14 protein-coding genes, 1 tRNA gene and 1 pseudogene are annotated in these 15,212 nt (G+C 64.2%); 8 read left to right on the forward strand and 8 right to left on the reverse strand.

The features are described from left to right. Positions 1–104 precede the first annotated feature (104 nt). The gene (locus F6X61_RS01960) at positions 105–2,033 is read left to right on the forward strand and encodes a transglycosylase SLT domain-containing protein (protein ID WP_153785136.1); all 1,929 of its coding nucleotides are present in this window, start codon (positions 105–107) and stop codon (positions 2,031–2,033) included. An 84-nt stretch (positions 2,034–2,117) separates the two neighbouring features. Here the strand turns inward: F6X61_RS01960 and F6X61_RS01965 are convergent, their stop codons facing one another. Further along, positions 2,118–2,921 (reverse strand): MOSC domain-containing protein, encoded by an 804-nt coding sequence (locus F6X61_RS01965; protein WP_153785137.1) that lies wholly within the window; start codon positions 2,919–2,921, stop codon positions 2,118–2,120. A gap of 61 nt (positions 2,922–2,982) precedes the next feature. Next, a complete protein-coding gene (locus tag F6X61_RS01970) occupies positions 2,983–3,918 on the reverse strand; it encodes a chemotaxis protein CheV (RefSeq protein ID WP_153785138.1) in 936 nt (311 codons plus the stop codon). 352 nt (positions 3,919–4,270) lie between these two features. On the opposite strand from F6X61_RS01970, the gene F6X61_RS01975 reads away from it, so the two are divergent. The 3 genes from F6X61_RS01975 to F6X61_RS01985 all read left to right on the forward strand — a co-directional run bounded on the left by F6X61_RS01975 (position 4,271) and on the right by F6X61_RS01985 (position 6,678). Further along, complete coding sequence (locus F6X61_RS01975; protein ID WP_153785139.1) at positions 4,271–4,729, forward strand: histidine kinase; 459 nt, start codon at positions 4,271–4,273, stop codon at positions 4,727–4,729. A 403-nt stretch (positions 4,730–5,132) separates the two neighbouring features. After that, complete coding sequence (locus tag F6X61_RS01980) at positions 5,133–6,029, forward strand: sensor histidine kinase (protein WP_153785140.1); 897 nt, start codon at positions 5,133–5,135, stop codon at positions 6,027–6,029. After that, on the forward strand, positions 6,019–6,678 hold the full coding sequence (locus F6X61_RS01985) for a response regulator transcription factor (RefSeq protein ID WP_153785141.1): 660 nt from the start codon (positions 6,019–6,021) through the stop codon (positions 6,676–6,678). Before F6X61_RS01980 ends, F6X61_RS01985 begins: the two co-directional genes overlap by 11 nt. On the opposite strand, the gene yegS is transcribed toward F6X61_RS01985, so the two are convergent. Next, positions 6,662–7,555, reverse strand: a complete 894-nt coding sequence (gene yegS / locus F6X61_RS01990; RefSeq protein WP_153785142.1) for a lipid kinase YegS — start codon at positions 7,553–7,555, stop codon at positions 6,662–6,664. The genes F6X61_RS01985 and yegS overlap by 17 nt on opposite strands. A 265-nt stretch (positions 7,556–7,820) precedes the next feature. On the opposite strand from yegS, the gene F6X61_RS27450 reads away from it, so the two are divergent. Next, complete coding sequence (locus tag F6X61_RS27450; protein ID WP_371923646.1) at positions 7,821–8,018, forward strand: hypothetical protein; 198 nt, start codon at positions 7,821–7,823, stop codon at positions 8,016–8,018. 64 nt (positions 8,019–8,082) lie between these two features. Next, positions 8,083–9,318: a glycosyltransferase family 4 protein gene (locus tag F6X61_RS02000; protein WP_153785143.1), complete on the forward strand. Its 1,236-nt coding sequence runs from the start codon at positions 8,083–8,085 to the stop codon at positions 9,316–9,318. Here the strand turns inward: F6X61_RS02000 and glp are convergent. Beyond that, positions 9,307–10,494, reverse strand: coding sequence for a gephyrin-like molybdotransferase Glp (gene glp, locus F6X61_RS02005; protein ID WP_178125740.1), 1,188 nt, complete (start codon positions 10,492–10,494; stop codon positions 9,307–9,309). The genes F6X61_RS02000 and glp overlap by 12 nt on opposite strands. Before the next feature lie 22 nt (positions 10,495–10,516). Continuing rightward, the gene (gene moaB / locus F6X61_RS02010; protein ID WP_153785145.1) at positions 10,517–11,056 is read right to left on the reverse strand and encodes a molybdenum cofactor biosynthesis protein B; all 540 of its coding nucleotides are present in this window, start codon (positions 11,054–11,056) and stop codon (positions 10,517–10,519) included. A 180-nt stretch (positions 11,057–11,236) separates the two neighbouring features. Between moaB and F6X61_RS02015 the strand changes: the two genes are divergently transcribed. Then, positions 11,237–11,458: a YgdI/YgdR family lipoprotein gene (locus F6X61_RS02015; RefSeq protein WP_110993561.1), complete on the forward strand. Its 222-nt coding sequence runs from the start codon at positions 11,237–11,239 to the stop codon at positions 11,456–11,458. 82 nt (positions 11,459–11,540) lie between these two features. Next, positions 11,541–11,617: transfer RNA gene (locus F6X61_RS02020), tRNA-Pro, on the forward strand. A gap of 103 nt (positions 11,618–11,720) precedes the next feature. Here F6X61_RS02020 and mqo read toward each other — a convergent pair. From mqo to F6X61_RS27460, 3 genes and pseudogenes are all read right to left on the reverse strand, one after another. Further along, on the reverse strand, positions 11,721–13,304 hold the full coding sequence (gene mqo / locus F6X61_RS02025) for a malate dehydrogenase (quinone) (protein ID WP_153785146.1): 1,584 nt from the start codon (positions 13,302–13,304) through the stop codon (positions 11,721–11,723). Positions 13,305–13,470: 166 nt separating this feature from the next. Next, positions 13,471–14,238, reverse strand: a complete 768-nt coding sequence (locus F6X61_RS27455) for a methyl-accepting chemotaxis protein (RefSeq protein ID WP_371923647.1) — start codon at positions 14,236–14,238, stop codon at positions 13,471–13,473. A gap of 165 nt (positions 14,239–14,403) precedes the next feature. Then, a pseudogene (locus F6X61_RS27460) lies at positions 14,404–15,087 on the reverse strand (methyl-accepting chemotaxis protein); the annotation flags it as partial. Between the last annotated feature and the right edge of the window lie 125 nt (positions 15,088–15,212).

Raw genomic sequence — 15,212 nt, forward strand, 5'->3', positions numbered from 1 at the left:
CACAGTGCTTTCACCGGCCCACGGCAAACGGCTAAGCTAGGCAGTAATACCCAACAGTGCTGGCTCCGCCGTCACTCTCTATGGTTCAACTGCCCGGACGTATCATGCGCAGCCGCCTGTTACAAATTGCTTCCTGCCTATTGCTCACCGCAACCGCTGCGAGTGCCGCACAGGCCGCCGACCTCACCCAGCAGCGCCAGTACTACGACGAAGCCAAGCGCGCCCTGGCCAAAGGCGACAAGGGCCCCTACCTGCGCTACGCGCAAGCCCTGCGCGACTACCCGCTGACGCCCTACCTCACCTATGACGAGCTCACCGCCCGGCTCAAAAGTGCCAGCAACGAGGAAATCGAAGGCTTCCTCGCCGCCCACGGCGACCTGCCCCAGGCCAACTGGATGAAACTGCGCTGGTTGCGCTGGCTGGCCGAACGCGGCGAATGGAACACCTTCGTCAAATACTACGACCCCAAACTCAACTTCACCGAGCTGGACTGCCTCAACGGCCAGTACCAGTTGAGCCACGGCCAGCGCGCCCAGGGCTTCGCTACGGCAGACAAGCTATGGAACGTCGGCAAATCGCAACCGGAGGCCTGCGACACGCTGTTCGCCATGTGGGCGGCCGAAGGGCAACTGACCGAGGCCAAACGCTGGCAGCGCGCCAAACTGGCGGCTCAGGCACGCAACTACGGGCTGGCCAACAACCTGGTGAAAACCCTCACCACCCTGGCGCCCCAGGGCAAGCTGCTGATCGATGTGGCGCAGAAGCCCGAACTGCTCAACCAGCCTTCGCGCTTCACCCCGGTCAACGAAGCCATGTCCGACGTGGTCAGCCTCGGCCTGCGCCGCCTGGCACGCCAGGATCCCGAGCAAGCCATGGCGCTGCTCGATGACTACGCCCAGCGCATGCACTTCTCCCGCGACGAAAAGGTCGCCATCGCCCGCGAAATCGGCCTCACGCTTGCACGTCGCTATGACCCGCGCGCGCTGGACCTCATGACCCGTTACGACCCCGAACTGCGCGACAACACCGTCAGCGAGTGGCGCATGCGTCTGCTGCTGCGCCTGGGCCGCTGGGAAGATGCCTATGAGCTGAGCAAACGCCTGCCGCAGGACCTGGCCAGCAGCAACCGCTGGAAGTACTGGCAAGCCCGCAGCCTGGAACTGGCGCAACCCAACAACCCGCAGATCCCGCTGCTGTACAAGACCGTGGCCCGCGAGCGTGACTTCTATGGCTTCCTCGCCGCCGACCGGGCACAGACCGCCTACCAGTTGAACAACAAGCCATTGCTGCTCAGCCAGCAGGTGATCAACAAGGTACGCAATACCCCCGGCGTGCGCCGTGCCCTGGAGTTCCATGCCCGCGGCCAGATCGTCGAAGGCCGGCGCGAGTGGTACCACGTCAGCCGCCACTTCAGCCGTGACGAAATGGTCGCCCAGGCGCGCCTCGCCTATGACATGCGCTGGTACTTCCCGGCCATTCGCACCATCAGCCAGGCTCAGTACTGGGACGACCTGGACATCCGCTTCCCCATGGCCCACCGCGACACCCTGGTGCGCGAAGCCAAGGTGCGCGGCCTGCACTCGAGCTGGGTGTTCGCCATCACCCGCCAGGAAAGCGCATTCATGGAAGACGCCCGCTCCAGCGTTGGCGCCAGCGGCCTGATGCAACTGATGCCCGCCACCGCCAAGGAGACCGCGCGCAAGTTCAGCATCCCGCTGGCCTCCCCGGCCCAGGTGCTCAACCCGGACAAGAACATCCAGCTCGGCGCCGCCTACCTGAGCCAGGTCCACAGCCAGTTCAACGGCAACCGCGTGCTGGCCTCGGCCGCCTACAACGCCGGCCCCGGCCGCGTACGGCAATGGCTCAAGGGTGCCAAGCACCTGAGCTTCGACGTGTGGGTCGAGTCGATTCCGTTCGACGAGACACGCCAGTACGTACAGAACGTACTGTCGTATTCGGTGATCTACGGGCAAAAGCTCAATTCGCCGCAACCGCTGGTGGATTGGCATGAGCGGTATTTCGACGATATGTGATCGGAGCTCTGTCGCGGGGCAAGCCCGCTCCCCCGCCACCACATGTATCTTGTGGCGTGGGAGCGGGCTTGCCCCGCGATGAAACTATTCGAGAACCTCGACGCTCATCCCCACCTTCAGCTCCCCCGCGCCATCCACCGCCATGTTCTGGCCGAACAGCACATCCCCTTCTTTCTCACGGAACGTCTTGAGCGTGGTCAGCGGTTCACGGTCAGGGCTGCGCTCGCCCGTGGCGGGGTCGAGTGTGGTGAGGATGCAACGCACGCTGGGCTTGAGCACTCGAAAGGTCATGTCGCCAATACGGATGCGCTTCCAGCGGTCTTCGGCAAATGCCTCGGCGCCCTCGACCACCAGGTTCGGGCGAAAACGCAGCATCTCCATGGGGCGCCCGACGCGTGCGCTCAGCTCGTCCAGGGAAGCCTGGCCGATCAGTAACAACGGAAAACCATCAGGGAACGCGGCGCGGTCGCTGTTCAGGCCATAACCGCTGGGCAGGTACCTCGCCCGCTGATCAGGGCAATGCACCAGCCGCACCGGCTTGCCCAACAGCTCGCTGAGCCACGCCGCTGCCGCATCCCCCGCATCGGGCACGCGCAGGGTGTCACGCCAGATGGTGACACCACGCAACTCATCGTCTGCAGGTGGCACTGGCACATCCAATGCAGCCCGTCCGGGCGCGGTGAGCAGCAATTGGCCATTCGCGCCGTAGTCGGCAGTGATCTGCCCGAGCGCGGGCCACGCCCGCTGCGTGAGGAAACGACCGTTCTCGGCCTCCACCACCAGCCAGCGCCGATCACCGTCCAGGCCCAGGTAATCGACCGGCGAGCGCTGCAGGCTCTGCGCCTGCGTCGACTTCACCGGATAGCGATACAACGCACTCAGAATCATCCCTGCCTCACCCTGTGCCAGTAAAAGCCCAAGCTTATACCGGACACAGGTGCAGCAGGTATCAGGCCGAAGCGGTATCCAGGCTCAGGCGCTGACGCACCACATCCACCAGGCGGTCAGGCTGGAACTTGGAGAGGAAGTTGTCGCAACCGACCTTCTTCACCATCGACTCGTTGAAGCTGCCCGACAGCGAGGTGTGCAGCACCACGTACAAGCTCCTCAGGCGTGGATCGTTGCGAATCTCGGTGGTCAGTCGGTAGCCGTCCATCTCGGGCATTTCCGCATCGGTGAAGATCATCAGCAGCTTCTCGCAGACATCCTCCCCGGCATCGGCCCAACCCTTGAGCAGGCGCAGCGCCTTAAGGCCATCACTGGCCACGTGCAGCTTCACGCCCAACTGGGACAAGGTATCGCGCAACTGCGCCAGGGCCACGGTGGAGTCATCCACCAGCAGCACTTCACGACCACGGGCACGAGCCAGCACCGGGTCTTCGAGTTTGTCGCGGGACACTTTGGCGCTATAGGGCACGATCTCGGCCAGCACCTTTTCCACGTCGATGATTTCCACCAACTGCTCTTCGACCTTGGTGATCGCCGTCAGGTAGTGCTGGCGGCCAGCGCTGGTCGGCGGCGGCATGATCGCCTCCCAGTTCATGTTGACGATGCGGTCGACCCCGCCCACCAGGAAGGCCTGCACCGAACGGTTGTACTCGGTGACGATGATGGTGCTGCCCGGCCCCGGCTGCAGTGGCCGCATGCCGATGGCCTGGGACAGGTCAATCACCGGCAGCGTCTGCCCACGCAGGTTGACCACGCCACAGACGAATGAATGGCGCTGCGGCATCAGCGTCAACTTGGGCAGTTGCAGCACTTCCTGCACCTTGAACACGTTGATGGCGAACAGTTGCCGGCCAGCCAGACGGAACATGAGAATTTCCAGGCGGTTCTCACCCACCAGTTGCGTACGTTGGTCTACCGTGTCGAGAATGCCGGCCATTTGAACAACCCCCTGGCTTGTGTCGGGAAAAGTGATTGCATTCGCCCTGTATCGGCGGGTTGCCGCGTAGCTTGACCCCAAGCGGAAAAAGCTGCGAACAACGATTGATATCACTTTACCATCATGCTTTACTGCCGCCACGCCCCACTGCAAGACAACCCCGCAACGAAGCATTCGCCCATATCTTCATCAGGGAAACCCCTACCCGCAATCGGGTGCAACCTGATGTTCGCAATATCCTTTAGCCATTAATGTGACGCCATTCTCAATGCATGAATGGAGTCAGGCTTTTGCTCGCGATCGTCCAGGTATGGCCCACCCCTGCTCTAGCCCTGCACGCTGGAGTGACCTGATGGATAACGCACCGCTGCCCAGCAGCGTCCTGCAGGGCTTCCTGCTGGATGCGCAAACCCTGCTGAGCAAGGCACAGGAATGCCTGCAGCACCTCGAATTGATCGGCAACGACCCCGACGCCTGCCACTGCCTTGACGAAAGCCTTGACCTGCTGGCACTGCGCGCCGACACCCTTGGCCTGCTTGAAGTGGCGCACTACACCCGCACCCTGCAACAGCTGCTCGCCCCTGCCTGCCGGCAGCGACACCTGCAGGGCAAGTCATTGCCGGCACTGGCAGCGTGCCTGACCCTGCTGGCGTGGCAATTGGAGCTGGTCGACCCGCTCACCGGCCGCCTGGGCCTAGACAGCGAAGAACAACATCTGCTGCTGAACGAACTGGCCAGTGCACTTGGGCAACCGTGCGTGCCCGGCCTGGGCAGCGACGCCAACTGCACGTCGGCGCATGCCGGCCTGTAATGTTAAAACCGCCACGACCGACAACTAACAGGCTGCTCTTGCGTTGCAACTAAGCGAGACCATCGTCCAACTTGCAAAGTTGCACAAGTTGCCCAGAATCTGCACGTCAGGGTTTACCTTAGTTGCACTTACCCCCTCGCCCTCGCACAGCGGCTGCGGCACTGTGCCAGCCTGCGGATTGCACGGATACTTCGCAATAGCCAGTGAATTCTGAGCTTTCAAGCAGTTGCACCCCCGCGACCAAAGCAAACCGAAGTGTTAACATGCGTGCATTCGAACGCGTGCTCCGTCGATACCGGGCATTTGCATTCGAGCCCGATGCTTACTTGAAAACGGGACGCCAAACCTCTGGCCAAACCTGTGTAACGCCTCCAACAGCAATAATTTATTGGCATCCCTCCCTATGTTCCCAGGCTTGACGTTTTTCCAGCGCTGCCGCTCTAGCATCGCCCTGCTGCGTTGGGCAACCGCGCTGTTGTGCCTGGCCTCACTGGCAGCCAACCTGCTTTTCTACTGGCAAGCGCAACCATTGCCCGGCAGCCTGCTGCTAGTACAGGTACTGGCGATGCTCGGCGTTGCCTGGCAATTGCGCCACGGCGCGCATTCGATCAGCTTGCGCCCGGCGGAGCTTGCCGACCGCATGCTCAAAGTGCAGGAGAGCGAGCGCCAGCACCTGAGCCGAGAACTGCACGACGATATCGGCCAGTTGTTGACCGCTGCCAAGCTGCAGCTCGACTGGCTGCAACGCCGGATCCCCGAGCAGTTGCAGGCCCAGTGCACGACCCTGCGCAGTACCCTGGACCATACCTTGAGCAACGTTCGCGACCTGTCCGCCCTCCTCAACCCGCGGCAACTGGCTAGCCTGGGGCTTGAGGCCAGCCTGCGCGCGCACCTGCAGAGCACCTTGCACAGCAGCGACCTGCACTGGAGCCTGGACTGCCACCAGCGCCTGGGCGGCATCAGCGAGGAGGTCTCCATGGCGGCATTCCGCATCACCCAGGAAGCGGTCACCAACGTGCTGCGCCATGCCAACGCCCGCAACCTGCTGATTCGCCTGCAACGCACACCGCCAGGCCTTGCCCTGTCGATTCAGGACGATGGCTGCGGCTTCGTGCCCGCCCAATACCCGGCCGAGGCTGGCCAACGCGGCATGGCTGGCATGCAGGAGCGGGCCACCGCCCTGCAAGGCAGCCTGACCGTCAACAGCCAGCCAGGCCAAGGCTGCCAGATCGACGCCCTGTTCCCGTGGCCGCCACGCAGCCAGGAACGAGCCAGGACCTCCCCCCATCATGACGTGTAGATTGCTGCTGGTAGACGACCATTCGCTGATTCGCGCCGGTGTGCGCGCCCTGGTATCGGACCTGCCCGACTACCTGGTGGTCGGCGAAGTCGAGGATGGCGGCCAGTTGCTGGAGCAGGTCCAGCGACTGGCGCCGGACATTGTCCTGCTGGACATATCCATGCGCTCGACCAGCGGTCTGGACGCGCTTGCGCAGCTACGCGCAAACGGTTGCGATTGCAAGGTACTGATGCTGTCCATGCACACCGACCCCGACCTGATCATGCGCGCCCTTGAAAGCGGCGCCCATGGCTACCTGCTCAAGGACACCAGCGCCACCGAGCTGGAACAGGCCCTCGCCGCACTGCGCAACAACGAGCGTTATCTGAGCCCGGCCATCGCCCATACCGTGATCAACCAGGCGCTGCTGCGCGCTCAGAGCGGCAAGCCACCCAGCGAAGAGCGCCACAACCTGACCGCTCGCCAGCTGGAGATCCTGCGCCTGATCGTGCGCGGCAAATCTACCCGCGAGATCGCCAATGGCCTGGGGTTGTCGATCAAGACCGTGGAAACCCACCGTTCGCAAATCATGAAACGTCTGCAGATCTACGACGTGGCAGGCCTGGTGCTGTTCGCCGTGCGCGAAAAGATCATCAGCCTGGACGACTGAGCAACGGCGAATCCGCCGGCAGATGCAGGCGCAGTGCCCGGGGCACGGCCTCGAAACGCAGGCTGTCGGCCTGCAGCGGCTCGCCGTCGAGATTGATGTCCAGGCCTTGTGCACACTTGATCTCCACCCATGGCAGCCGCGCCCGCACGAACAGTTCCTCCCCCGCCAGCAGACCACGCAAAGCCCCCACCATTTCCTGCGGCGCCGGCAGGATACCGATGTCCAGCAGGCCATCGTCAGCCTTGGCGTCCGGGCAGAGCACATGCCCGCCACCGGCCTGGCGCCCGTTGCCGATGCCCAGCGCCAGCAGCTCGCCCTGCCACTCGAAACCCGGCCCGTGCAAGCTGACCGAGGCGGCCTGCAACTCACTGAAGCGCGACAGGCCGGTGAACAGGTAGGCCGCCGCCCCCAGCACTTTCTTGAGGTCCTCCGAGGTATTGGCGGTGACCTGGCTGCCAAAGCCGCCGGTCGCCATGTTGAGGAACAACTGGTCGCCCACCCGCCCCAAATCAATCGACAGCGCCGGCGCGTCCAGCAGCGCAAGCGCCGCCGCCGGCTCCAACGGCACCCCGGCGGCCCTGGCGAAGTCATTGGCCGTGCCAAGGGGTAGCAACGCCAGGTTTGGCCGAGTGTCGGCGGCTCCCTGCGCCACAGCCTCGGCCACGTCACGCAAGGTGCCATCACCACCCCCTGCCACCACCAGCGGATAGCCTGCGGCCTGCGCCTCCTCGACCACACGCCGGGCGTCGCCGGCCTCCCAGGTGAGGCGCACATCCAGCTGCCAGCCGCGCTCACGCAGCTGGCCCACGGCCTCGCGCACCTCGTCGTTGGTCGCCTGCTTGCCATGCAGGATCAGCAATGCCTTGCGCTCGTTCATCGTTGTTCTCCATGGAAAAGCCCTACCGCAATCTCGACCACCATCAACCTGAGATTGCTCCCTGAGCTAAGCGATTAAAGCTGACTTCACACAATTGACATTGAAAGCCCAAGCATACGGGCGCATGATTCGACAAATATTTGGCCATCAATGACAACACAAACAACGAAAGTCATTTTATTGACTTTTTGCCGCCAGATGCCTGACAGGTCGTGATTTCCGTTCGCTGCGCTGCCACACAGCGCCCTGAGTAGAGGCTATGACTATGTGCGTTCTGACCCCTTTTATCGTCGCTGGCGGTGCTGGCACACGATTGTGGTCGGCTTCCCGTGAAGCCATGCCCAAACCCGGCGTCTTCAACCTGGTGATGTTCGAAGTGCAGAGCGGCGAGCACCTGGGCGAGGACGGCATCGTACGCTTTACTGATATCTATGGACGCGCCCCGGCAGTCGCCATCGGTTGACTGCCAGCGGGCGCGTCTTGGCTTCCAGGGCCGATAACCGGCCACGCAACGAGGAATCCGGCTCATGCGCATACTCTGGACCCTGCCCTACCTGCCCTGGCCAACCACCAGCGGCAGCAAGACCCGGCAATATCACCTGCTGCGCCAACTGGCGCAGCGTGGTCACCGGATCACCTTGCTGGTGCAGTCCAAGGTGCCGCTGGGCGATGCCGCGCGCGAGGCCCTGGAGCCCTTGCTCGAACGCCTGATCGTGCTGCCCCGGCGCCCGCTGCACAGCCCACTGAACCTGCTGGCCTCACCGATCATCGACTACCCCATGCGAGCGATCGTCAATGGCCTGGCACCGTGCCTGCGGCATCGCTTCGAGCAGTTGCTGGACGAACCCTGGGATGTCATCCAGGTCGAGCACAGCTACGGTTTCCAGCCCTTCGAAAAGGCCCTGCAGGCCCGTGGCCTGCCCTTCATGCTCAGCGAACATTTCCTTGAATCGGTGATGGGCGGCGCCTGCCACGACCGCCTGCCGCTGTGGCTGCGCCCCTTCAATGCCTTCGACCGCTGGCGCTATCGCCGCTGGGAGCAGCGCGTGCTGCGTCAACCCAGCGAAGTGGTGGCGGTCAGTAACCACGATGCCGAACTGATCGAGCAGATCAGCGGGCGAGCGGTCAACGTGGTGGTCAATGGTGTCGATTGCGACTACTTCGAAGCTGTCCGGCCGTGCCCCCACAGTCAGCGCCTGCTATTCGTCGGCAACTTCGAGTACGGGGCGAACCTCGAGGCCATCGAGTGGGCCCTGGAAGAAATCCTGCCACAGGTGTGGATGAGCAATCCGGCCGTACGCCTGGCCATTGCCGGGCATGCGCTGCCGGCCAGCTGGAAACTGCATTGGAACGACCCGCGCATCGAGTGGGTCGGCTACCGCCCCGACCTGCGCGAAGTGCAACGGCGCTCGGCGCTGTTCTTCGCACCGCTGCGCTATGCCGGCGGCTCAAAGGTGAAAATCCTCGAAGCGATGGCCGCGGGCCTGCCGGTGATCAGCACCGGCAAGGGCGTTTCGGGGCTGGCGGCCAACAATGGCGAGCACTATCTGGGCAGCGACGACAGCGGCCAGTTGGCCTTGTTGATCACCCAACTGCTCAACCAACCCTGGCGCATGGCCCAACTGGGTGAAGCCGGCCGCCAGTTCGCCCGCCAGCGCCACGACTGGAGTGTCGCGGCGCAACAGCTGGAAAGCGTGCACATTCGCCTGACCCAGCTGGCCCCTGCGGGCGCATCGCCCAGCGGTGAAGTGCTAGCCGAGTAGCTCACTGAAGGGAATGAACGGCACCAGCTCGCCTTGGCGCGGCGTGCTGCCCTCACGCACCTCCACCACCCCTTCGGCCCAGGCAGCGCTGCGCAGCACCCCGGAGCTCTGGTTCTTGTAGATGCGTACCTGGCCGTCTTCGATGCGCGCCCTCAGGTATTCCCGACGATTGCCCGGCTTGGGCCAGTCGAAACCCGCTGGCACGCTGAAACGCAGCGGTGCGACATCGGCCACGCCCTGACGGCGCAGCAGGTACGGACGGGCCAGCAGGCCGAACGTGACCAGGGTCGAAGCGGGATTGCCCGGCAGGCCGATCACCGGTACGCCCTGGTAGTGACCGAAGGTCAGGGGCTTGCCCGGCTTGATCGCCAGCTTCCACAACACCAGCTCACCGGCTTCGCGCAGGGCCAGGCCAAGGTAGTCGGCCTCACCCACCGACACGCCGCCGGTGGACAGGATCAGGTCGACATTGCCCAGCCCGGCCAGGCATTGGCGGGTGCGCTCAAGGTCGTCAGCCAGAATGCCGGCATCCACCACTTCACAACCCAGGCGCTGCAACCAGCTGACCAGCAAGCGCCGATTGCTGTTGTAGATCTGCCCCGGGCCCAGCGGCAAGCCGGGCTCGACCAGTTCGTCGCCGGTGGACAGCACCGCCACCCTGGGCCGGCGCACCACGTCGAGGCGAGCAAAACCCAGGGTCGCCGCCAGGCCCAACTGGATCGGCCCCAGACGTGTGCCGGCGCTCATCACCGGCTCGCCGACACGGGTCTCCTGGCCTTTGGGGCGCACGTTCTGGTCGATGGCCAGCGGTTCGAGGAAGCGCACCCGGCCATCCTCCAGCACTTCGGCGTTTTCCTGCATCTCGACGCAATCGGCCCCTTCAGGCAATGGCGCACCGGTGAAGATCCGCGCACAGGTGCCTGGCTGCAGGGGCTGCGGTGCGTGGCCAGCGAAAATGCGCTGGCTCACTGGCAGCGCCTCACCCTGCCAATCGGCCAGGCGCAGCGCATAGCCATCCATGGCACTGTTGGGCCAGGGCGGCAGGTCGAGCTGGGCTACCAGCTCACGCGCCAGCACGCGGCCTTCGGCCTCGGCCAGCGCCACTTCTTCGGTGTCACCGATCGGCGCGGCCTCGGCCAGCGCCAGCAGGCGTTCGAGGGCTTCTTCCACCGGCATCAACGGCCGGACGGGCGCAGCCTCAACCACGGCTGTCACAGGCCGCTGCCTGTTTCAGGTGAGGGACGAAGTTGCAGGGGCGATGGCGGGCGTCGAGCTGCTCGGCGAGGATGCCATCCCAGCCGGTGCGCACGGCATTGGTCGAACCCGGCAGGCAGCACACCAGGGTGCCATTGGCCAGGCCCGCCAAGGCCCGGGACTGCACGGTCGAGGTGCCGATATCGGCCACCGAGATCTGCCGGAACAGCTCGCCGAAACCCTCGACCTGCTTGTCCAGCAGGCAGGCCACGGCTTCAGGGGTGCTGTCACGGCCGGTGAAACCGGTACCGCCGGTGATCAACACCACCTGCACCTGCTCATCGGCGATCCAGGTCGCGACCTGGGCGCGGATCTTGTACAGGTCATCCTTGAGCAGCACCCGGGCGGCGAGCTGATGCCCGGCCGCCGTGAGGCGATCGACGAACAGCTGGCCGGAGGTGTCGGTATCGAAGGTACGGGTGTCGCTGACCGTCAGTACAGCGATGTTCAACGGCACGAAGGGGGTATCTGCCTTGGCTTTCATGGGGGTCCGTCGCAGGGAAACTGGGATGTGCGCTGTTATATCACAGGCCGGCCGAGCGCTGCCCCGCCGTTGCTCCCGGTCAATGCCCTGGCCTGAGCGCTATGCTGCACTGGACAAGGAACTTGCGTAGGCGCCCTGCGTCATAACGTCATCAAGCACACTCGAACCAGGAGAAACACGATGATCCAACGGACCCTTCCCGCTTTCCTGCTTGCCCTGGGCCTGGGCGCCCTCGCCGGCTGCGCCTCGCCAGCCGTCATTACCCTGAACGATGGCCGCGAGATCCAGGCGGTGGATACCCCGAGCTATGACGAAGACTCCGGCTTCTACGAATTCGAACAGCTCGACGGCAAGCGCACGCGCATCAACAAAGACCAGATCCGCACGGTCAAAGAGCTCTGATCCAGCCCCTGCATTTCGACGCAACTCCTTTTTGCAACAAGGGGTTGCGTTGAAAAAAACGATGCAGTAGCATTTTGGCCATCGGAGTGTAGCGCAGCCAGGTAGCGCGTCTCGTTCGGGACGAGAAGGCCGCAGGTTCGAATCCTGTCTCTCCGACCAAATCCCCGAAAAGCCCGCCAAGTGCGGGCTTTTTTGTGCCCGAATCGCATCGCGGGGCAAGCCCGCTCCCACCGTGGGAGCGGGCTTGCCCCGCGATTGGCGATTACCTAGCCGACACCGCCGTATCCGGCATCACCGGCACATGCAGCAGTTGCAGCCGTGCACTGCTCCATTCGCGGGTCTTGTTGGTCAGCGCCAGGTCGTTGTTCAGCTTCTGGCCGTAGGTCGGCACGATCGCTTTCAGCTTGGCCTGCCATTCAGGGCTCTTGATGCGGTCCTTGAAGGTCTTCTCCAGCACCGTCAGCATGATCGGCGCGGCGGTCGAGGCGCCGGGCGACGCGCCCAGCAGCGCGGCGATGCTGCCGTCCTCGGCGGCCACCACCTCGGTGCCGAACTGCAGGATACCGCCGTGCACAGGGTCCTTCTTGATCACCTGCACCCGCTGGCCGGCCTGCAGCAGCTTCCAGTCCTCGTTCCTGGCGTTGGGGAAATACTCGCGCAGGGCCGCCATGCGGTCATCGAAGCTCAACATCAGCTGGCCCATCAGGTAGGTGCTCAGGTCGATGTTGTCGATACCGGCATGCAGCATGGGGCTGACGTTGTGGCTAGTCAGCGAGGCGAACATGTCCAGCAGCGAGCCGTGCTTCAGGTACTTGGTGGAGAAGGTCGCGAACGGACCGAACAGCAGCACCTGCTTGCCATCGATCATCCGGGTGTCGAGGTGCGGCACCGACATCGGTGGCGCACCGACCGACGCCTTGCCGTACAGCTTGGCCTGGTGCCGGGCGACCGTGTCAGGGTTGTCGGTCATCAGGAACTGGCCACCCACCGGGAAACCGGCATAGCCGTCGGCTTCCGGGATGCCGGATTTCTGCAGCAGCTTGAGTGCACCGCCCCCGGCGCCGATGAACACGAACTTGGCCTTGACGCTGGTCTGCGCGCCGCCGTTGGCCAGGTCGGCCACCACCACGTTCCAGCTGCCGTCTTCATTGCGCACGATATCGCGCACCTCATGGCCCAGGTGCAGTTGGACATTGGGGTTGCGGGTCATCGATGCGAACAGCTGGCGGGTGATCTCGCCGAAGTTCACATCGGTACCGATGGCCATACGCGTGGCCGCGACTTTCTGCCCCGGGTCACGCCCTTCCATCACCAGCGGCGCCCACTGGCGGATCTGCTCGCGGTCTTCGGAGATCTGCATGCCGCGGAACAGCGAGCTGTGCTGCAGCGCCGCCACGCGCTTGTGCAGGAAAGCGATGTTCTCCTCACCCCAGACGAAGCTCATGTGCGGCACATTGGTGATGAACGAAGGCGGGTTGCTCAGCACGCCCTGTTCGACCTGGTAGGCCCAGAACTGCTTGGACACCTCGAACTGCTCGTTGACGTTGACCGCCTTGCTGATGTCGATGCTGCCGTCCTTGCCTTCGCTGGTGTAGTTCAGCTCGCAAAAGGCAGAGTGACCGGTACCGGCGTTGTTCCAGGCGTTGGAGCTTTCTTCGGCGACCTGCTCCATGCGCTCGTAGACGTCGACCTTCCAGCCCGGCTCAAGCTCGGTGAGGTAGGTCCCCAGGCTCGCACTCATGATGCCGCCGCCGATCAGCAGCACATCGACGGTCTTTTGTGGCTCCGCAGGCTTGGAGCAACCGATGACGCCCAGGCACAGGAGCGTCAGCAGGATTTTCTTCATTGGATCTATCCGGTTGTGATGTAAGCGCGGCCTCGATAGCGAAGAGCGTGCCAACCGGTTGTAAGCCAGATTTCATGGGGGGCGGCATCAGGCCGCATGGCGACAAACCGCCACGGACAGGGGGAAGATCGCGCCCGGATGGCGGATTTCCCCCGCGATGGCACCCTCAGGCGGTCAGGCGCGAGGTGACCTCGCCCAACTGCCCCGACAACCCGTGCAATCGTTGCCCGGCCTGCTCGGTATGCTGCACCGCCTGTTGGTTGGCCGTGGCGATACGGGTGATCTCGATCAGGTTGCGCGAGATATCTTCGGCAACGCTGGTCTGCTCCTCGGCCGCCGTGGCGATCTGCCGGTTCATGTCGCGGATCGCCTCCACCGCCAGGGTGATGCGCTGCAGCATCTGCCCGGCCTGCTGCACCTGTTCGGCGCCCTCTTCACTGCGCTGCTGGCCACTCTCGATGGCCTTGACCGCCTCAACCGCGCCCGACTGCACCGCTTCGATGATCTGGTGGATTTCGGCGATCGACGCCGCCGTGCGCTGGGCCAGGCTGCGCACCTCGTCCGCCACTACCGCAAAGCCACGCCCGGCCTCGCCGGCACGCGCCGCCTCGATGGCCGCGTTGAGCGCCAACAGGTTGGTCTGCTCGGCAATGCCGCGGATCACCTCGAGCACCTTGCCGATGCGCGTGCTGTCGTTCTCCAGATGGCGAATCACCGCAGCCGTGCCGGCGATCTCGCGGTTGACCAGGCCGATGATATCGATGGTCTGCTGCATCACCTGCTCACCGGCCTGGGCGCTGTGGTCGGCGTCGTCCGCCGCGCGGGCCGCCTCGGCGGCATGGCGCGCGACTTCCTGGGCGGTGGCGGACATCTCGTGCATGGCGGTGGCGACCTGGTCGGTGCGCTGGAACTGGTCATGGGTGCCGCTGGCCATGTCGCCGGCGATGTTGCGCAGCTGGCCGCTGGCGCTCTCCAGCTCTTCGGCATTGTCCTTGAGGCGGCCGACGGTGTCGGCAAGGAAGTCGCGCAGGGTGTTGGCGGCACGCGCCAGTCGCCCCAGCTCGTCCTCGCGACGGCTGTCGACCCGCGCACCGAAGCGGCCCTGGCTGAGCTGGGCGACATAGTCGATCAACTGGCGAATCGGCTCGACCAGGCTGCGGTTGATCAGCCACAGGCTCAGCAGCCCGACCAGCACGGCCGACGCCAACATCACCAGCACGCCGAGCCATACGGTGCGCTCGGCGTCGGCATTGATTTCGGCCGCACGGCCACGGGCGTCACTGCGCAACTGCTCGACCAGCGCGCTCATCTGGTCGCTGGTGGCGCGATCCACGCCCTTGACCGCCACATCGCCGGCCACCGGGTCACCGCCAGCGGCGAGGAAGGCCTGGCGGCCCTGCTCGTAAGCCACACCCAACTGCCGGTGGCTGGCCTTGAGCTGTTCCAGGCGCGGTTTGAGCGCCGAGTCGCTGCTTTCGATCAGCTGGCCGAGCAGGGTCTGAACCTGCTGCTCGCGGGCCTGGAACTGCTGCCAGTACTTGTCCAGCTCGGCCGGCTGGCGGCCGCGCAGCAGCACGTTCTTCCACTCCTGCACCTGGATCTTGAACTGCAGGTTGGCTTCATCGATCAACTGCGAGGCCTGCAAGGGCCCGTCCACCAGCTGGGCATAGCCGCGCACGCTGGAAGACAGGAACTGGAAGCACACCAGGGCGATCAGCAAGATCGCCGCCAGGCTGCCGCCGAGCAGGGTGAGAATTTGCACTCTGAGGGATTTACGCAACATCGTGGATCTCGGAACAAGGAGGTAAGGAAGCGGACACGACAGCGCCGCCGACTAAAGACATCCTTGTCCTCGTTCGCAGGCCAAAAAAAAGCTGCCATCGATCGATAGCAGCCAGGTCGAGCACA

The organism is Pseudomonas sp. EMN2, from assembly GCF_009650555.1.
Lineage (GTDB): Bacteria > Pseudomonadota > Gammaproteobacteria > Pseudomonadales > Pseudomonadaceae > Aquipseudomonas > Aquipseudomonas sichuanensis.